This window comes from Erythrobacter sp. SN6-5, assembly GCF_057364945.1.
Genome location: NZ_CP200282.1, coordinates 1,400,116 through 1,418,573, shown reverse-complemented (window position 1 = coordinate 1,418,573; position 18,458 = coordinate 1,400,116). Strand labels below are relative to the sequence as shown.

At 56.9% G+C, this 18,458-nt stretch carries 23 protein-coding genes; 4 read left to right on the top strand and 19 right to left on the bottom strand.

The genetic code is table 11. The annotated features are described in order from the left end of the window. Positions 1-49 precede the first annotated feature (49 nt). From AC0V6Z_RS07125 to AC0V6Z_RS07110, 4 genes are read left to right on the top strand one after another with little or no spacing between them, the layout of a single operon-like run. Complete coding sequence (locus AC0V6Z_RS07125) at positions 50-1,957, top strand: beta-galactosidase (protein ID WP_472640645.1); 1,908 nt, start codon at positions 50-52, stop codon at positions 1,955-1,957. 39 nt (positions 1,958-1,996) lie between these two features. Then, positions 1,997-3,076 carry a Gfo/Idh/MocA family protein gene (locus tag AC0V6Z_RS07120; protein WP_472640644.1) on the top strand — a complete coding sequence of 360 codons (1,080 nt, stop codon included), beginning with the start codon at positions 1,997-1,999 and terminating at the stop codon, positions 3,074-3,076. Between the two features lie 15 nt (positions 3,077-3,091). After that, positions 3,092-4,033, top strand: a complete 942-nt coding sequence (locus tag AC0V6Z_RS07115; protein WP_486176459.1) for an aldo/keto reductase — start codon at positions 3,092-3,094, stop codon at positions 4,031-4,033. An 8-nt stretch (positions 4,034-4,041) separates the two neighbouring features. Next, positions 4,042-4,959: a TauD/TfdA family dioxygenase gene (locus AC0V6Z_RS07110; protein WP_472640642.1), complete on the top strand. Its 918-nt coding sequence runs from the start codon at positions 4,042-4,044 to the stop codon at positions 4,957-4,959. On the opposite strand, the gene AC0V6Z_RS07105 is transcribed toward AC0V6Z_RS07110, so the two are convergent. The 19 genes from AC0V6Z_RS07105 to AC0V6Z_RS07015 all read right to left on the bottom strand — a co-directional run bounded on the left by AC0V6Z_RS07105 (position 4,956) and on the right by AC0V6Z_RS07015 (position 18,443). Beyond that, positions 4,956-6,656, bottom strand: coding sequence for a solute:sodium symporter family transporter (locus tag AC0V6Z_RS07105; RefSeq protein ID WP_472640641.1), 1,701 nt, complete (start codon positions 6,654-6,656; stop codon positions 4,956-4,958). The genes AC0V6Z_RS07110 and AC0V6Z_RS07105 overlap by 4 nt on opposite strands. 232 nt (positions 6,657-6,888) lie before the next feature. After that, positions 6,889-7,791, bottom strand: a complete 903-nt coding sequence (locus AC0V6Z_RS07100; protein ID WP_472640868.1) for a LysR substrate-binding domain-containing protein — start codon at positions 7,789-7,791, stop codon at positions 6,889-6,891. Then, on the bottom strand, positions 7,760-8,062 hold the full coding sequence (locus AC0V6Z_RS07095; RefSeq protein WP_472640640.1) for a flavin reductase family protein: 303 nt from the start codon (positions 8,060-8,062) through the stop codon (positions 7,760-7,762). The genes AC0V6Z_RS07100 and AC0V6Z_RS07095 overlap by 32 nt, the downstream gene beginning before the upstream one ends. 38 nt (positions 8,063-8,100) lie before the next feature. After that, a complete protein-coding gene (locus AC0V6Z_RS07090; RefSeq protein WP_472640639.1) occupies positions 8,101-8,442 on the bottom strand; it encodes a 5-carboxymethyl-2-hydroxymuconate Delta-isomerase in 342 nt (113 codons plus the stop codon). Between the two features lie 11 nt (positions 8,443-8,453). Beyond that, a complete protein-coding gene (gene pcaD, locus AC0V6Z_RS07085; protein ID WP_472640638.1) occupies positions 8,454-9,251 on the bottom strand; it encodes a 3-oxoadipate enol-lactonase in 798 nt (265 codons plus the stop codon). Between the two features lie 22 nt (positions 9,252-9,273). Continuing rightward, positions 9,274-10,158, bottom strand: a complete 885-nt coding sequence (locus AC0V6Z_RS07080) for a dioxygenase family protein (RefSeq protein ID WP_472640637.1) — start codon at positions 10,156-10,158, stop codon at positions 9,274-9,276. Positions 10,159-10,179: 21 nt separating this feature from the next. Continuing rightward, positions 10,180-10,470, bottom strand: a complete 291-nt coding sequence (catC, locus tag AC0V6Z_RS07075; protein ID WP_472640636.1) for a muconolactone Delta-isomerase — start codon at positions 10,468-10,470, stop codon at positions 10,180-10,182. A 29-nt stretch (positions 10,471-10,499) separates the two neighbouring features. Then, a complete protein-coding gene (locus tag AC0V6Z_RS07070) occupies positions 10,500-11,642 on the bottom strand; it encodes a muconate/chloromuconate family cycloisomerase (protein WP_472640635.1) in 1,143 nt (380 codons plus the stop codon). Continuing rightward, a complete protein-coding gene (locus tag AC0V6Z_RS07065) occupies positions 11,639-12,598 on the bottom strand; it encodes a PDR/VanB family oxidoreductase (protein ID WP_472640634.1) in 960 nt (319 codons plus the stop codon). The genes AC0V6Z_RS07070 and AC0V6Z_RS07065 overlap by 4 nt, the downstream gene beginning before the upstream one ends. Further along, on the bottom strand, positions 12,588-13,343 hold the full coding sequence (locus AC0V6Z_RS07060) for an SDR family NAD(P)-dependent oxidoreductase (RefSeq protein WP_472640633.1): 756 nt from the start codon (positions 13,341-13,343) through the stop codon (positions 12,588-12,590). The genes AC0V6Z_RS07065 and AC0V6Z_RS07060 overlap by 11 nt, the downstream gene beginning before the upstream one ends. Then, positions 13,340-13,819 (bottom strand): aromatic-ring-hydroxylating dioxygenase subunit beta, encoded by a 480-nt coding sequence (locus AC0V6Z_RS07055; protein WP_472640632.1) that lies wholly within the window; start codon positions 13,817-13,819, stop codon positions 13,340-13,342. Before AC0V6Z_RS07055 ends, AC0V6Z_RS07060 begins: the two co-directional genes overlap by 4 nt. Further along, a complete protein-coding gene (locus AC0V6Z_RS07050) occupies positions 13,816-14,397 on the bottom strand; it encodes an SRPBCC family protein (RefSeq protein ID WP_472640631.1) in 582 nt (193 codons plus the stop codon). Before AC0V6Z_RS07050 ends, AC0V6Z_RS07055 begins: the two co-directional genes overlap by 4 nt. Then, entirely contained in the window at positions 14,381-15,094 is a 714-nt protein-coding gene (locus tag AC0V6Z_RS07045; protein ID WP_472640630.1) for an aromatic ring-hydroxylating oxygenase subunit alpha, read from the bottom strand. The genes AC0V6Z_RS07050 and AC0V6Z_RS07045 overlap by 17 nt, the downstream gene beginning before the upstream one ends. A 1-nt stretch (position 15,095) precedes the next feature. Further along, on the bottom strand, positions 15,096-15,656 hold the full coding sequence (locus AC0V6Z_RS07040) for a nuclear transport factor 2 family protein (RefSeq protein ID WP_472640629.1): 561 nt from the start codon (positions 15,654-15,656) through the stop codon (positions 15,096-15,098). Positions 15,657-15,667: 11 nt separating this feature from the next. After that, positions 15,668-16,042: a hypothetical protein gene (locus AC0V6Z_RS07035; RefSeq protein WP_472640628.1), complete on the bottom strand. Its 375-nt coding sequence runs from the start codon at positions 16,040-16,042 to the stop codon at positions 15,668-15,670. 30 nt (positions 16,043-16,072) lie between these two features. Continuing rightward, positions 16,073-16,669, bottom strand: coding sequence for an acyl-CoA dehydrogenase family protein (locus AC0V6Z_RS07030; protein WP_472640627.1), 597 nt, complete (start codon positions 16,667-16,669; stop codon positions 16,073-16,075). 109 nt (positions 16,670-16,778) lie between these two features. Continuing rightward, a complete protein-coding gene (locus tag AC0V6Z_RS07025) occupies positions 16,779-17,237 on the bottom strand; it encodes an acyl-CoA dehydrogenase family protein (protein WP_472640626.1) in 459 nt (152 codons plus the stop codon). An 11-nt stretch (positions 17,238-17,248) separates the two neighbouring features. Further along, positions 17,249-17,656, bottom strand: a complete 408-nt coding sequence (locus tag AC0V6Z_RS07020) for an amidase family protein (RefSeq protein WP_486176458.1) — start codon at positions 17,654-17,656, stop codon at positions 17,249-17,251. Then, positions 17,592-18,443, bottom strand: a complete 852-nt coding sequence (locus AC0V6Z_RS07015) for an amidase family protein (protein ID WP_486176457.1) — start codon at positions 18,441-18,443, stop codon at positions 17,592-17,594. Before AC0V6Z_RS07015 ends, AC0V6Z_RS07020 begins: the two co-directional genes overlap by 65 nt. Positions 18,444-18,458: the final 15 nt, after the last annotated feature.

Below are 18,458 nucleotides of genomic sequence, written 5' to 3'. Positions count from 1 at the left end.
ATCCACCGGGCGCGAAACCCCGCTTTTGAAAACGCCAAAGGACGCGCAAATGAAGCTGGGTTGCTGCTATTATCCCGAACATTGGCCGGAGGATATGTGGGCTGATGATGCGCGCCACATGGCCGAAATGGGCCTGTCCCTGGTGCGGATCGGCGAATTTGCCTGGAGCCGGATTGAACCACAGCCGGGAAGGTTCGAGTGGGATTGGCCCGATCGGGCGATTGAGACGCTTGCCAATGCGGGCCTTAAGATAATCCTTGGTACGCCCACTGCGACGCCGCCCAAATGGCTGGTCGATCAAATGCCGGATATGCTCGCAATTGACGAGCAAGGCCGCCCACGCGGCTATGGCTCGCGGAGGCATTATTGCTTCTCACACTTGGGTTACCGCACCGAAAGCCGCCGGATAACCACCGCCATGGCCGAGCGTTACGGGGCAAATCCCGCGATCACCATGTGGCAAACCGACAATGAATATGGCTGTCACGACACGGTTTTGAGCTTTTCAAAGGCTGCTGCAAAGCGTTTCCGCGAATGGCTCGCCGCGCGCTATGGTGATGTTGATGCGCTGAATACCGCATGGGGCAATGTGTTTTGGAGCATGGAATATCGCACCTTTGCAGAGGTCGATCCCCCGCACCTCACCGTGACCGAGGCGAACCCGGCGCATTGGCTCGACTACCGCCGGTTTGCGTCAGACGAGGTTGCCAGCTTCAACCGTGAGCAAGTCGATATTCTGCGCGCCGCATCGCATGCCCGAGACATTACGCACAATTTCATGGGGTTCTTCACCGAGTTCGATCACTACGGCGTCGGCCAGGATTTGGACGTCGCCACTTGGGACAGCTACCCACTCGGATTTCTGGAGCAATTCTGGTTCAGCGAAGATGAAAAACGGGACTTCCTGCGCCAAGGTCACCCCGATATCGCCGCCTTCCACCACGATCTTTATCGCGGCTGCACTGGCGGCCGCTGGGGTGTGATGGAGCAGCAACCCGGCCCGGTAAACTGGGCACGTTTCAACCCAGCCCCATTGCCCGGAATGGTGACGCTATGGACCATGGAGGCGATGGCACACGGGGCAGAATTCACCAGCTATTTCCGCTGGCGGCAGGCCCCATTTGCACAGGAGCAAATGCACGCAGGCCTGCTGAGGCCAGACAGCGAAGATGCGCCAGCCGCGGACGAAGTGCGGGAGGCGGCACGCGTGATTGCGAACATTGGCCCGCAGGAGACAGCGCAAGCACCCGTCGCTCTGGTCTTCTCCTATGAGGCGGCATGGGTGTGCGGTATTCAGCCGCAAGGAAAGAGCTTCCGCTATCTCGAGCTGGTGTACGAGCATTACTCCGCGCTGCGCCGTGCGGGATTGGACGTGGATATTGTCTCACCAGCCGCAGACCTGACAGACTACAAAATGGTCGTCATCCCGACCCTGCCGATTGTGCCCAATGGCCTTGCGGAGAAGCTGGCAGCACTCAAATGCCCCGTGCTGATCGGCCCGCGTTCTGGAAGCAAAACCGATAGCTTCTGCATTCCTGACAATCTGGCACCCGGCGCATTGCAGGAGCTATTCGCGCTCAAAATCACTCGCGTGGAGAGCCTGCGCGATGGCGTGAGCGAGCCGGGCGATGGCTTTGATATTACCCGCTGGCGAGAAGAAATTGCCAGCGACCTAGAGCCTGAATTTGCCGACGCTGATGGCTGCGGCATGGTCTACAAACAAGACAATCGCCGCTATGTCTCCATTTGGCCCGATCGCGCTTTGCTGGATCAGCTCGTCGCGCGCATGGCGAGTGAAGCGGGGGTCTCGCTCACTGCTATGTCAGAGGGTTTGCGGACCCGGCGTAGTGCCTCGCACATCTTCGCATTCAACTATTCCAGCGCGCCTGTGGTCTGGCCTGAGACCGGCGAGGAAATTGAGCCCGCTGGCTATGCGATTGCGCCTCGCCGCGCATGATCGCTTGCCATTCCGCCGCCGCACAGACATGAGCCAGCCATGAGCGACACACGCAGATATGCGATCATCGGATGCGGCATGATGGGCCGCGAGCATATGCAAAACTTGCCGCTGGTTTCAGGTGCGGAACTGATCGCTATTGCTGACCCCGATTCTGGGTCGCGCAGCGCCGCCGCCGCTCTCGCAAGCGAGCTTGGCCAGACCATTACCTGCTATGATGACAATGCCGCCATGCTGCGCGAGGCGAGGCCCGATGCCGTCATCATCGCTTCGCCCAATTTCACGCACTACGACGTCGTTGCGCCAGTTATGGAGGCGGGCTGCGCTGTGCTGCTCGAAAAGCCAATGTGCACCAGCGTAGTGGATGCCGAGGCGCTGGCCAAAGTCACTCGCGACTACGAGGGCCTCTTCTGGGTTGGCCTGGAATACCGCTACATGCCGCCGGTCACGCGCTTTATTGAGCGGGTTCATGCTGGCGAAGCGGGCGATATAAAAATGCTCGCCATTCGCGAGCATCGCTTCCCATTCCTAGAGAAGGTCGGCGATTGGAACCGTTTCAACCGCAACACCGGCGGCACTCTGGTGGAGAAGTGCTGCCACTTCTTCGATCTGATGCGGCACATCCTGCGCGATGAGCCGGTGCGCGTCTTTGCCAGCGGCGCTCAGGACGTAAACCACCTTGATGAAACATATGGCGGCGAAACGCCGGACATTATCGACAACGCCTTTGTCATGGTAGACTTCGCTGGCGGCGCGCGCGCCGTGCTGGACCTGTGCATGTTCGCCGAGGGGTCTGAGCAGCAGGAAGAAATCAGCGCTGCTTACCCCATTGGCAAGATGGAAGTGAAGCTGCCGCGCGGCCAAGTGATCTGGTCTCCGCGTGACAAGTCTGACCCGCACCGCGAGACTGTCGAAACCCCTGCCGGTGCCCTCGCCGCAGGTGATCACCACGGGGCAACATATTATCAGCTGCGCGATTTTCACGCGGCCTTGCTCAGCGGCGGCGATCCGCTGATCACGGCCCGCGATGGCTATCGCTCCGTTGTCATCGGCGCCGCAGCCCAACAAAGCATCGCCACCGGCCAGCCGGTCGAACTCAATTTCTCAGACGAAGGTTAGATTATGCCGCAGATCATGCCCCCGATTGGCTTTGGCCTTTGGAAAATCCCGCGCGAAGACACCGCCGCAACCGTCGTTGAAGCGATCCGTGCAGGCTACCGTCATTTCGATAGCGCGGCAGATTACGGCAATGAGATTGAAACCGGCCAAGGCATCGCGCAGGCGATCAGCGAAGGTCTGGTGACGCGCGACGAGCTGTGGATCACCTCCAAGCTGTGGAACACATTCCACGCGCCTGAACATGTCGAGGAGGCATGCCGCAAATCATTGGATGATCTGGGCATCGAGCAGCTTGATCTGTATCTGATCCACTTCCCGATCGCGCTCGAATATGTGCCGATTGAAACCCGCTATCCACCCGAATGGGTGCATGATCCCGCCGCGGACTCTGGCATGAAACTGGCCAAGGTTCCGCTGCACGCGACATGGGCGGCGATGGAGGCTCTGGTCGATAAGCGCCTCGTGAAGCAAATCGGCGTGTGCAATTACAACACCTGCCTGATCCATGATTTGATGAGCTATGCCCGGATCGCGCCAGCCATGCTGCAAGTGGAAAGCCACCCGTTTCTAACGCAGGAAAAGCTGGTCCGCTGCGCGGGCGCTTATGGCATTCCAGTCACCGCCTTTTCCCCGCTCGGCGCGCAAAGCTATTTCGAGCTCGACATGGCAAAGAAGGAGGAGAGCGTTCTCGGCTCTGCCCCCGTTATGGTAGCGGCTCAGGCCCATGGCAAAACGGCGGCGCAAGTGGTGCTGCGCTGGGGCGTGCAACGCGGCACGGCAGTGATCCCGAAGACCACCAAGCCGGAGCGGATGCGTGAGAATTTGAGCATTGACGATTTCGAACTGAGTCAGGTCGAAATGGCCGCGATCAGTGCGCTCAATCAGGATCGCCGATTTAACGATCCCGGCGTGTTTGCAGAGGCGGCGTTCGGCACCTTCCACCCGATTTACGATTGAGCGGCGCGATGATTGAAACTCCAGAATTTCCAGCGATCATCACCGGCGGCGGCGATCTCAGCGCGTTTATCAGCGCGAATAAACCGGCGGTCGACGCGGCCTTGGACCATGCTGGCGCACTGTTGTTCCGCGGGTTCGATGTTCCTGATCCCTTGGCGTTCGATGCGGCGATTGAAGCCTATGGTGAGGCGGGCTTCACCTATGAGGATTCGCTCTCGAATGCAGTGCGCACCAACGTGACGCCGCGCGTGTTCACCGCCAATGAGGCGCCACCAGAGACCGAGATTTTCCTGCATCACGAAATGGCGCAGACCCCGCTCTATCCGGCAAAACTGTTCTTCTACTGCGAAATTGCGGCAGAAAGCGGCGGGGCAACGCCGCTGTGCCGGTCCGACTGGGTGCTCGATCGATTGCGCACCGCCAATCCGGAATTCATCGCGCGCGTGAAGGCCGAGGGCGTGCGATACACCAATGCTATGCCGGGCAGCGACGATGCAGGCTCTGGCCAAGGGCGCAGTTGGCGCAGCACGTTGAGCGTGACCGACCAGACGGGCGCTGAGGCGCGGCTGTCAGAGCTCGGCTATTCATGGGAATGGCTGGAGGATGAGAGCCTGCGCGTCACCACGGCGGCCCTGCCCGCTGTGCGCGAACTCGCTGGCGGCGGCACCAGCTTCTTCAACCAGCTAATCGCGGCATTCAGAGGCTGGGCCGACAGCCGCAATGATCCCAACCGCGCGATTACTTTTGGCGGCGGAGAGCCGATCACTCCGGAGGACATGGCCGACGCGATCCGTATTGCGGATGAGCTGACCCATGATCTGGCCTGGCAGGCGGGCGATGTGGCCTTGCTCGACAATTACCAGGTGATGCATGGGCGGAGGCCGTTCGCGGGCAAGCGCCGGGTGCTCGCCTCACTGATTGCCTAGGCGGTTCGCCGCGCGGCCATTCCCCAGACGCCAAGGTTCGCAATCACCAGAACGCTAATCAACAACCCGAACACTATGCCAGGCCCAGCCATTGATGCCAGGCCCAGCGGCGAGAACAGCAGATAGGTCGCCACGACGCAGCTGAACAGCGTTACCGCCAGAGGCTTAGCAAAGCGCCACGGCGTCATATCCACCTGTTCTTTGCGGGTAAATTGCCACGCCTCTGCGCGCGGGCGCAGCCAGCCGCAGGCCAGCATGATGCCAACCTCGATCCAGAACAGCACCGCATAGAGATGGATAAAGTGCAGCGTGATCACATCGTCAAACACGAAGCGGATGAGACCGTAGGTGACCACGTGGAAGATGATCACAAGTTTCGCGCCCAGCGCGGGCACGCGCGATGTGAACAGGCCGACGATCACAATCACCACGGTCGGGATGTTATAAAAGCCGGTGAAGACCCGGATGATTTGCCACAGCCCCTCTGGCGAAAAATAGAGCAGCGGCGCGACCACAAAAGAGAACAACGCGATCACCAGGCTGGCGATCTTGGCGACCCGCACCAGCTCCGCGTCACTCGCCTCGCCGCCGCGCGCGGGCGCATAGACATCCAAGGCAAACAGAGTCGCGGCAGAATTGAGCAGCGAATTGAACGAACTGAACACCGCGCCCAGCAGCACCGCAAGGAAGAAGCCGGACAAATAGACGGGCAAGACGTCTCGGATCAACCTCGGATAGGCCTCGTCAATTGTGCCCAGCCCGGGGCCATAAAGGTGGAACGCGATGACACCGGGGATCATCATCATGAACGGCACCAGAATCTTGAAGAAGCCGGAAAACAGCACGCCCTTTTGTCCTTCAGCGAGGCTTTGCGCGCCGAGCGTGCGCTGGATCACATATTGATTGGTGCACCAGTAAAACAGATTGGCGAAGATCATGCCGGTAAAGATCGTGCCGAACGGCGTAGGATCATCCGCCGCGCCAATTGCGTCCAGTTTCTCCGGGTTTTGTGTCGTGATCTGGGTCAAGCCATCGCTGAAACTGCCCCCGCCCAGCGCGATCAGGCCAAACACGGGAACGAGCACGCCGATGATCAGCAAGCCCACGCCATTGAGCGTGTCGGAAATCGCAACCGCGCGCAGCCCACCAAAGATCGCATAAACAGCGCCGGTTACCCCGATCGCAATCACCGTCATCACCAATGTCGGGAAGTATGCAAGGCCCGTGAGCGCAGGAACGTCGAACAACAGCAAGACGGCCACCGAGCCAGAATAGAGCACGCTGGGGATTGTCACGAGGCCGTATCCAAGCATGAACAATACCACTGACATGCGCCGGACCACCGGATCGAATCGGTCATTGAGGAACTGCGGCAGGGTGGTGAAAGCGCCCGCGAGATATTTCGGCAGGAAGATAAGCGCCATCGCAATCGTCGCGACCGCCGCTGTGACCTCCCAGCCCATGCTCGACATATTGTAGCCATAGGCAGAGCCGTTCAGCCCGATCAGCTGCTCTGCAGAAAGGTTTGTGAGCAGCAGCGAGCCAGCGATAAAGGTCGCGCCCAACCCGCGTCCCGCAAGGAAATAACCGTCTTTAGTGTCAGCGGTCCCGCGGGTTTTGAGCCAACTGATCCAACCGACCAGCGCCATAAAGAACACACAGCTAAGCGCGGTGAAGAGCAGGTTTCCTGCGCTCACGCGGCAGTTGCCAGCAATTTGGTATGGTGATCGCGCAGGGTGTATTCGCCGAACTCAGGTGTCATATCGGGATCATATTGACTGGTTTTTGGGCCGAGCACCAGTATGCTTTCAGCCGGTTCTGTCAGGCAAAAGCGAACTCGTCTCTGTTAGGTATAGGGTACCCCTCCCTGGCCGCCTCTTTCGTCAATCAGGTGCAGTTAGCGGGTAACGCCGGACAAAATCTCTGCGCTTAGATCGAGACTGTACGGGCTATCTCCAGCATTCTTTTTTCCATCGAATGGCTCGCGCTGCCTTTCTTCCGGGCCAGGACGATGCGGCTCTCCCGTATAGTCGTGCTGAGTTCTCGTGAAACCAATTCCAAACCTCCATGAGAGCGAGAGTTTGCGGTTCGCGTCATAACAATTGCGAACCCTAATCCCTGCGCAACCATCGCCCGCGTCATTTCCAGTGAGGAGGATCGGTAGACCACTTGGGGTTCGATATTGAATTGGTGCAAGACGCTTTCCAACCGCACTCTACTCGATTCCTCACGAACCGACACCATCGGAACATTGGCTAGATCTTCAGGTTGGAGTTTATCCAGCTTGGCGAGTGGATGATTGGCCGACAGCAGCACATAAGGCTTCAGATCCGCAATCTGTTCAGTCTCAAGTTCCGGTGCGAGATCATAATCATACAGAAATGCAAAATCGATTTCGCCAGAAAGCAATGCAGTTTTCAACCGGCGATTGTCCCCCTCAACAAGGTTGAGCGAAACCGGAGTATTCGCATCGCTAAGCCTTCTCATGATGGGCGGCACAATTGTTGGCGCAAAGGTGTGGAAGCAACCTATCGATACCGGAGCAAATTTATCTCCTTCGTCCGGCTGTCCAATTTCGATCGGCTGAGCTGAACTGTAAGCACGATTGGCGTAGGTTAAAGCGCTGCCGGATTCGCCGACTTCGACATGCTGGACTTGCCCAAAGATGACATAGTGTGAGCCGACTTTTTCAGTCAAAGATACCTTGCAATCAAATGCCACCAACGCGCCAATTGCTGCTGGCGCGCCCGTCTCAAATTGTTGCCATTCTGCACAATCGAACTTGTCTGATAGCTGATCATTAAATCGGCTGAGCGAATACGTCCGACACATATGACTGATGATCGCGCAGGACATTGACGCAAAAAACGCCGTTCTCAAGAATTATCTGGGCAGCGGCACTGGCTTCGTTGACGCAAACCAGCAGTGTTGGTTTTGGCGTATCTGCTGACACAGATGACATCGCCGAAACGGTCACTCCCGCACGGCCACCGGGGCCATCGGTGGTTACCACATTGACCGTGGCAGCAGCCAAACTCATCCCATTGAAGAAGCACTGTTTGAGCGCCTCGACGCTATCATCTTTCTGTTTGGTGTCAGACATACTGCACTCCTGTGGGATCTGATGGTAAGCGTGAACGCCTAGCTAGCGCGCTTGCGATAAGTATCGGGATCTGTTTGCCTGATATCGACCGTCACTTGATCCACATCAGGCAAGAGATCGGCAGCGGCATCGAAAATCTGATTACTAAGGCCTGACAGGTCGGCCTTTGGCCGCCCAGCCATCAAGGCGAGGCCGATATGGACAAAGGGCTCTACATTCGCCCCTACGCGGTAATGATCGAGAGGGATCGCCCGCAATTTCACATTCGGCAGTTCGATCACATCGGATCGGTCCGCAACGCCGATCAGTGCATCGATAAGTTTCCCTAACCTCGCTTCATCCAAAGCCGGGCGGCTGTATTCTATAGTTAGATGAGGCATGCTGCGTACTCCTAGTCGTGTTCGTGAATGAACTCAGATACGAGCTGGGCAAATTTCTGCGATTGTTGAAAATTGACCAGATGCGCGCCGGGAAGCACGGCCAGCCGAGCATCAGGCATCTGAGACACCAGAAATTCCGAATGGGAGACAGGGGTTGCATGATCATCCCCACCGGCAATGACAAGCACGGGCCCTGTGTTCAGACGCGCTGACGCTCGCAGATCCATATCACGAATTGCACCGCAGCAACCGGCATATCCCGTAACGTCTGTAGATAGGAAGATGGCGCGAAGGCGGGCAACCTCATCGCCGCTTTCCGACTGGTATTTTGGCGTAAACCAGACATTCTGCGTTTTGTCCGCAATCGCCTGCATCCCGCCTGCGTTGATGGTTTCAATCCGATCCTGCCACCCGGATGGAGGCCCCATATAGGCACTCGTCGCGGCCAATGTGATCGATTTGAAGCGATCCGGCGCGAGCCAGCCCAAACGCTGGCCCGTCATCCCGCCAAGAGAGAGACCGCAAAAGTGAGCACGCTCGATTGCGAGAGCATCCAGAATTTCGATCGCATCAAGAGCCAAGCGATCGATGGAATACGAACCAGGCGGGCAATCAGACCCTCCATGGCCGCGCGTATCGTAACGCAAAATGGAAAATTGCGATGACCAGCTCTCTATCTGCGATTCCCACATCGACATGTCAGTGCCCAACGAATTGGACAGCACAAGGACAGGAGCACCCGCGACGGGGCGATAGTCGATAGCGATCCTCGTCCGGTCGCTTGTTTCGATATGGCTGGGCGGTTTCACCTGACTTACCCCTGACCTGGCATCAGGCGGCTGTCCGAACGCGGTCAGACAGCGCGTATGCGCCAACCTCGTTAGGAACGAGTTCAAAGTCAAAGGTGATCGCGGCTCCGTCTTCAGAGCGCGTCAGTGAGGGGATCAACTCATCGCGGGTTGCATAGGCAAAGTCATCGTGCACCAATGGGTCATCAGCGATATTGATCTGTGTGGTGAGGTGGCGGAAACCCTCAGCGCGCACGAAATAGTGGATGTGCGCAGGACGGCTGCCATGACGTCCCAAGGCCTTCATCAAACGATCCGTCGTTCCTTCGGGAGGCACACTATATCCAACCGGCATGATCGAACGGAAACTGTATGTGCCGTCTGCGCCGGTTTTGATCTTGCGGCGATTGTTGAACGGACCTTGCTGTTCAGTGGGGTCGAAGTGCGAATAAAATCCGCGCGTGTCAGCGTGCCAAACGTCGAGCACAGCATTGGCAACCGGGTTTCCTTCCAAATCGCGCACGGTGCCATTTACGATCAGCACTTCCCCTTCGTCTTCGCTGTCGCTCATAACGGCGTGACTGTCTGACTGCGGTGCGCCTTCCACGAATAGTGGGCCTTCGATGGTTCGCGGCGTGCCTCCGCTTAGGCCCGCTTCTGCATCCGCAGCATCCATCAGAACATCCATATAGTGCTCCAATCCGATACCCGGCACGATCAGGCCGTACTCATCGGCGCCAGCGCCCAAAAAATTCACAGCATTCCAAAGCTCGCTCTCGCTCACATCATGCTTTTCAATCGTAGCGCAGATCGCAGACACGAGATCGTAAACAATGCTCTTAACGCGCGGGTCACCGCCATCTTGATCAAGTCCAGCGACTCTTTTGAGCAGGTTCTGGACATGCTCGCTCTCGTAAACGTTGGCCATCGGTTCTCTCCCTGATGAATGCTATTGGTCGTTGGTGTGGATTGAGGACGGATGACGGCACAGCGCCGTGACCTTCACGTCCATATATTTGTAAAGCGGCAGGCCGATCAGCAATTCGTGGAGCGCGCCAGGACTCTCGACATCAAAGATACTGACATTTGCGTACTGACCCGCGACACGCCAAAGGTGCCGCCAGGTGCCCGCCTGTTGCAGCCCTTCTGCACGTACTTTTTCGGTGGCGACTTCCTGTTGAAATGTCGTTTGATCAACACCGTGCGGCACGTTGACCGTCATTTCGACCATGAACAGCATACTTTATCCTTTGTTTGACTGGGGCCGCTTCATGTCTCGGCGCATTCCGAAACAGCGGCTTCATCGATCTCAATGCCAAGACCTGGTCCCGTGGGCACGACCAGCGAAAAATCGTCGTAGGTGAGCGGCGTAGTCAGGAAGTCTCGCGTCAACAGCAGTGGGCCGAAAAGCTCTGTGCCCCATGTGATGTTGGGCAAAGTTGAGAACAGATGAGCAGATGCCGCAGTGCCAACGCTGCCTTCCAGCATTGTTCCGCCATAAAGTGATAGGCTGGCAGCTACACCAATCCTGGCAACGTCCCGGCAAGGTGTAAGGCCACCTGCCTGCGCAATCTTTAGGGATATCGCATCAGCAGAGCGGCTGACGCAGATCGCAAGAGCCAAGCTCCACACCGCCGCGCAGCGCTTCATCCGCCATAATCGCAGCGGTTCCGAGCGAGCGCAGTTCACGCGCGCCAGCATGGTCTGCCCCCGCATCGGTTGCTCGACAAGCTCAACACCCGCCTCCATGAGAGCGGGAATAGCCTTCTGCGCTGTTGGCAGATCCCATGCCTGATTGACATCCACTCTTATGCTGGCCTGCTCGCCCAGCGCATCACAAATCTTGCGAACATGCGCCAAGTCGTCCTGCCAGTGGTTTTTGCCGATCTTGAGTTTGAAGATGTTGTGCCGCCGCGCTGCGATCATCTCGCGCCCTTCGGCAATATCCTGCTCGGTATTGCCGCTGGCCAAGGTCCAGGCGACGCTCAGCCGGTCATGCAAACGGCCCCCCAGCAATTCGGAAAGCGGCATTTCGGTGTGCTTGCCCAGACAATCGAGCAACGCCGTCTCAACCGCACATTTGGCAAAGTAATTGCCGACGCAGCTTTGGTTTATTGCCGCCATCGCCAACGCAGGGCGTAGGATCGGCCGACCGATCAACATATCTGCAAAGTAGCGATCAATCGTTAGCTTGATGCTGTCAGGGCTTTCGTCTGCATAGGCGAGGCCGCCAATTGTGGTTGCTTCTCCCCACCCAAAATCCCCGTTTGAAGTGGTTATTTTTACCAGAACGATCCGCTGCTCAGACGTCGTCGCCATTGATAAAGCGTGCGCGCGGATTGTCGGGATGGAGATGATCCAGCTTTCGACCCGCTCAATCGTGGGACCATTTGAGGCAAGCGGATTGCTCATAGATCGAGCACTAGTTTTTTCGATTTGGCCCGTGAGCAGCAGACCAGCATAAGCTCGCCTTCTTCGCGCTCTTCATCCGATAGATACTGATCGCGGTGGTCGATATCACCCTCGATCACGTCGGTCAGACAAGTGCCGCAAATGCCCTCTTCGCAAGAAACAGCAATTTCAATCCCGGCTGCACTGAGCACTTCGGCAATGGTTTCGTCTTCGCCAATCGCGAATATCTGGCCGCTTTGTGATGCCTCAACTTCGAAGCTGTCCCCTGATGTGTCGACATCCGCACTGAAAAACTCTTTATGCAAAGCGTCGTCAGCGTACCCGTGCTTTCGACCCAAATCGAACACGTGGTCCATGAACCCGTCGGGCCCGCAGGTGTAAATGTGATGCCCGTTCAAATGCGCCGGGATGTCGCCTGCGGCAAAAGCAGGATGCGCGTCTGATCTACTGCAATGCAAGTGGACTTGCGCGGCGAAAGGTGCCCGTCTGAGTTCACTTTCGAACGCAGCCTTACTCGGATCGCTGATGCAATAATGCAGGGTAAACGGCGTGCCCTTCTCATGGAGATCATAGGCCATCGCGATCAGCGGCGTGATACCAATTCCTCCGCCCACCAAAGTGACATGCATGGCATCATGTGCGAGCGGAAAGAGGTTCTCTGGCGCCTTAATTTTGAGCGTATCACCTTTTGAAAGGCGCGCATGGAGCGCCTCAGATCCCCCGCGCGAATTCTGGTCTTTAAGAATTCCAAGGCGATACAACCCAGCCGAGCACGGAGCGCCGCAAAGCGAATATTGCCGCGTCAGCCCTTCTTCAATCAAAACCTCGACATGGGCGCCAGCTGAGAACGGAGGCAACACCGCGCCATCGGCAGGTTCCAACTCGACGATCATCACTCCCGAAGGGTGGTCGATCCGGCTTGCAACTTTGGTCGAGATGACAGGCTTAGCGGACATAGAGCCCCCCATTTGAGTCCACAGTTGAACCCGTCATCGAGGACGCTTGTGGCGAAGCCATCAGCTTTACGATGGCGGCAATGAATGCTGGATCACCGAGTGTCCCAACCGGGATTGATGCGGTCACAGCGGCCAATTTGTCAGCTGGCAGAATTTCATGCACCAGCTCCACATCCAGCGGGCCCGGTGCAATGGCATTTACCGTCACACCTTTTGCAGCAAGATCCCGCGCGAACACTTTGGTCAGTGTGGCAATTCCACCTTTCGACGCAGCATAATGCGCTCCGGTAGCGGCTCCGCCATTCTGAGCGGCAAGCGAGGACAGATTGATGATCCGGCCATAGCCCTGATCAGCGAATGCGCGCCCGAAGACCTGGCAGCCTAAAAATGTGCCACGCAGATTGACGTTGGTGACTTCGGTAAATTCTTCCGGCGTAATCTCGAACAAAGGCGTAGTTTTGGTGATCCCGGCATTGTTGACCAGCACGCCCACACCGCCCCACTGATCGCTCACATCGCTCAAGGCCTGTTCGAAAGCACTCTTGCCAGACACATCGAGAGTGAACGGCATGGCTCGCTGACCCGACGGATCAATCGCTGTACAGGTCGCCTCGGCGCGTGTCCGGTCCAGGTCGCTCGCCGCCACACGATATCCGGCAGCAACCAGCTCTCGAGCAATCACCTGGCCCAGACCACGCCCAGCTCCCGTTACGATCGCGACATCGTGATGATCAGGAAGGCTCACAGCAAATATCCGATGCCGTTGACTGAATCTTCGCTATTGGCGAGCCAGACAACCTTTTGCGCGATCTGAAGGCCGTTTGGACCGCGAACAAGGCGGTAGTCGACATTGGCCGCAACGGTCCGGCTGTTATCACGCTTGTGCTCAATCAGGATTTGCGCGGCGCGAACTTCAATCGCGTTATCGCTCTGATTGGATACTGTGAAACGCGACACAGTTCTAACGGTGCTGGCCGCCGTCAGCGCGGACATGGAAAAACTGCTCTTCAGCCGTCTCACCCGCATGTCTCGCATACTCTGATCGTCGTAAATATAGTTCAGACTGTTCGCGAAATCATCGCAGTCTTTCTCGATTGGGATGATGTAGAGGCCATCATCTGACCACACTTTGAGCCACTCGTCATAATCCTGACGGTCAAGCAATTCTGCCTCTTGCCAGATCAGTGCGGTCGCTTCGCTGAGTTGAATTGAAGTGCTCATGCCTGCATCATCCGTTTCCACTCGCCATAGGCGGCACGCATTCCAGTTTCGGCGCTGACATCACCCCGGTTTGAACCACCAGGGCCGTTGCCATCGCCGTCAAGGCCGCGATTGAGCATAATCCAAAGGTCAGGCCCGGCTTGCGAGCCACGCTGAACGCGTTCCCACGCTTCGGCATCGTCGGTGCTGCCAAAACCCATCGGGCCTTGGAAATGTTCGTGCAGCCGCAGCCGCATCTGGTTGGCTGCCTCAGGCCCGCCCTCCATGGTGATCGCAATATGACGGATCTCTGTCTCTTCGACTGAAATCGGACGCAGGGCCCGGAAAAATGCCATAGAACACGCGATGTTCGGGAATAAATTCAGGTTGAACCCGGTGCCGCCGACTGCCCGCACGATGCGGCGAACCTCTTCCTCGCTGTGTTCCTTGCGCAGCTCTTCGGCGAGCTCTTCAAAACGGTCAGGTATCGGATCATCCAGATTGGCATCGAGATCTACCAGTTCAGGGATCATCACCATGACTGAATGGCCATTGCCGAGATCTTCGACATAGCCGTCGCCATCAAGGAAGGAGAACAATTCCTCGGCTTGCGAGATCCAGCGAGTTCAGGAACGATTTGTGGACGACCGGAAAGTGATAGGCGTCGGTTGTGTTCTCAAGCTGGATTTTCCAATTGCCTGGGAAACGAAACTTATGCTCGCCGCCGGTGGAAACGGGATATCCGCCGCCCTGTTTCATAAACAGGTCAATCCACGGCTTTGCTTTGCCCAGAAAATCATCAAGGCTTGGGGCATCATCGTTATGCGTTGCGAAGATCAGCCCATTATAGCTCTCGGTCCGAAGGTTAATCAGACCGTATTCGGACTTATTGAAGCTCGCATCGTAGCCATCCGCCATCGGCACACCGCGCAGAGAACCATCCTGCGCATAACCCCACCCATGATAAGGGCACACAAAGCTTGCCGCATTGCCTTTTTTCGCTTCACACACCGTTGCCGCGCGATGACGACAACGATTGAGCAAAACGCGAACAACACCCTTGCGGTCGCGTGAGACGATAACCGGCTGCATGCCGACATGGGTGGTGATGAAATCGCCCTTGCCCGGAAGCTCACTTTCATGCGCAACCCAGACCCATGTCTCGCCGAAGATCTTATCCATCTCCACGTCGAAAATGGCTGCATCATTGTACAGGGATGTGTGCACACGGTCATGCTGAACCAGGTGGTCAAAATCAAACTCCGTAGAGTTTTGACGGGTGAAAGCAGTGGCCATTTCAGTCCCCTTTTTCCGGTGTTGAATTGGGAGTTGGGATTTTGGAGTCGTTTCTCCATTGTCCCTCGATCTGACGGTCGAGCAGATTGGTCGTTAGGAAACGATCAATTCGCCACGCACCGTCCTCAAATACGAAACCAAGCTTGAGCTGCGCAGCGAGCACGAAGCTCTCGCCGCACGCAAAGCTTGGCATCTGCAACATCATCCAGCTGCCCTCGGCCGTTTCGCCATCAACATTGATGGTTTCACTGGTGAGAAAATGCGCGTTGGAGGCAAAATGTGGTGGTTCGGCATAACCACGCAGGAATGCGACTATCTCGGCTCTGCCATTGTGCACGCCAAATGCCTGCTCATAGCTTGCCCCGCCACCAAGCCACTTCGCATTCTCGCCAAAGAGACTGCCGAGCTCATCGAAATCGGTATGGGGATCGAGGTCGTCGCAAATCTCCATATAGCGAGCGACAAGACCGCGGATCGCACTCTCTGCCTCAAGCGTAAACAACCGGCGCTCCAGCTCAGCCAGACGGGCATGATCAGTTAAAGAAGATGACGGGCTAGACATCTCGCGTGCGCTCAACCGTTCGCATATTGCTCAGGCACTTCGAGCGCGCGGCCCATCCGCGCCTCGACCCGGCAATATTTCCAAAGGCGATATTCGCCGATCTCAATCGTGCGGAACAGATTGCATGCTGCGATAACGCTGTCGCGATCGGGCATGTCGGCCATGATGTAAGCGGTCCAAGGATAGCCGTCGGGAGACGTTCCCACCATTGTCTCGTCATCGTCGAGCATGCCTAGGACTTCCACGCCCTCCATCTGGTTGATGCGTCCCATCATCTCGCCGAACGCACTCCAGACCTTCCCGATCTCTGAGGAAGGCAAATCGAAGAATGGTTGCAACACGGCAATGCACAAGAGCGTGCGAATTTTCTTAGGCTGTTCAGTCATGGCAATCCCTTTCAATATGGTCCGTTTGGCTCAAGCGTATCCAGGGATCGGCGGTTGCCCGACCAGAACCTTGCCCGCGTTCATAAAAGATCCTTCATTGAGGAACGCGTGCTGCGCTGTGACCATCGCGTCAGCGAGATAGCGGGACAGAGGATTCGCGTTGAAAATACCCATCGTGCCGGTCATCTCGAAACAGGCCCGTGCGACCTCCGCCCCCGCGCGCGCGGCATGGGATGAAGCCAAACGCAGACGCATCATGTCATCACGCGTCATTTCCTCGCGCGCTTCCGACTTTGCCCAGATTTCATCGCTCAATTCATAAAACCAGCTGCGCGCTGCACACAGCTTTGCCTCGCATTCGCCGAGATGGATTTGAACGTTGTCACGGTCGCCAAGTGTCGGCGCGCCGGTGATGGATTTCGACTTGTCGGCAATGCCAATCACATGGTCGACTGCCGCACGCGCAATACCCAGATTGCAGACCGCCAGCACTTGCGCCGAAATCCCCAATGTCGGGTAATCATAGGCCGTCGAATTGATCGTGGGGGCCGCGCCTCTCACCAAAATCCAGTCATCCGGCACAAAAACATCTTCAACAACCAGATCATGACTGCCAGTGCCGGTCATACCCAGCGTATCCCAAGTTGGATCGATCGTGACCTGATCCGCTGCGGCATAACCGCCATCAGCGGCAAAGGCGGGCCATCCTGCCCTTCAATACTGATGCCGACCCCAATCAGAGAGGCCCCCATGCACCCGCTGCCGAAGCTCCAACGTCCGCTGACCCGGACCCCGCCATCCACCTTCTTCGCGGGTTGGGGGGAAATACCGCGCCTGCGAAGACGATATCAGGCGTGTCCGCGTAAATTTTCGACAGCGTCTCTGGCGGGAGCGATGAAAGATATTTTGTGGCGAAAGCAAAGCTAGCCACCCAGCCCACCGATCCATCAGCCTCAGAGATGCGCTCAATGATTTGAAGGAAATCGCTAGCTGGCATTTCACTCCCGCCGAACTGGGTCGGAACGAAAGCGCGATACAGGCCAATAGCTTGCAGCTCCTCGATCACATCCTTGCTGACATGGCGTTGATCGCGAAATTCGTCGCGCCGAGCTGCAATGTCTTCGAGGAGAGCCTCAAAACGTGATTTATCAATGAACTCTGATGGCGAGAATTCTTTTGCATCGGAAATGTGCATGATTGATTCCTTCAGCTTTGAACTGTGTTGATTTTGGAGGTGTGGAGCGGCGCAAATTTCTGTGCCGCCGCGATCAATGTCTCGTCTTCACCCTTACGGCCGACAAGCTGGAGGCTAACCGGCGCGCCGTCGATCTCGCCAACAGGCACGCTCAAGGCCGGATGTCCGCTGACATTGAATGGTCGGCACAGGGCTGTCAGCGCCAGCATCTTCATCAGATCACCAGCATCCTCAAGGCGCGGCGGCAGCCCGGCAAGCGTAGGCAGCGCGACAATGTCGACAGCCTCCAGCGCCTCATTCAATTCAGCCGTAAATTCGCCGCGCACACGCTCGGCCTGCACCAGTTGATCGTCGCTAACCTGCCCCGCCTTTGTCAGGCGGTGGGCAATATCTGCGCCCAGCTTTCCAGTAGAAATCAAATGGCCGAACGCATTGTGGGTTTCCCGCGCAATGATCGTGAGGCCTAGCCCGGTTAGCATCATCAAAAGCATCAAGCGCAATGCCTTCATGGATCGAACCGAATGCGTCCTCGACCGAGCGCCGAACCATTTGCGCAACGGCTTCTTCTGCCGCAGTTTCAAGCCAGCCAAAGCGGATTTGGTCGATTGGAGGAAGTGGAGAAAGCTCAGGATCGATACACTGCATCGCTTTGTGCAGCACCCCAGCATCGCGCGCGAACGGCCCAACGCAATCCAGCGAAGAAAGCTTGGGCGCGCAGCCCGCTCTGGAAATACGACCGAATGTCGGCTTCAGACCAAATATGCCGCAACAAGCCGCTGGAATTCGGATCGAACCGCCTGTATCTGTACCAATTGAAAAATCACACATTCCGGCTGAGACAGCTACGGCGGAACCACTCGACGACCCCCCTGGTATCAGAGTCGGATAGTGAGGATTGCGCGGCGTACCGGACCAATCGTTGATCCCGGTCACACCATAAGCAAGCTCGTGCAGATTCGTCTTACCAGTGATACTGCAATTCGAATCAAGCAGATTTTCAACGATCTGGGCATTTGAATATGCTGGTTTTTCAGATATTAATGCCGCACTTCCTGCTGCACTCACCGCTCCAGCAAGGTCAATTGTATCTTTGATCATAACCGAGAAACGCCCGTCACCAACCCTAACCCTTGCAGCCAAGACCGAGTCGGCCTGACCATGCAGCGAGTCGTTTTCAACTGCCATAGGGGTGGAAATCTGGGTCAATTTGCATCCTCAAAG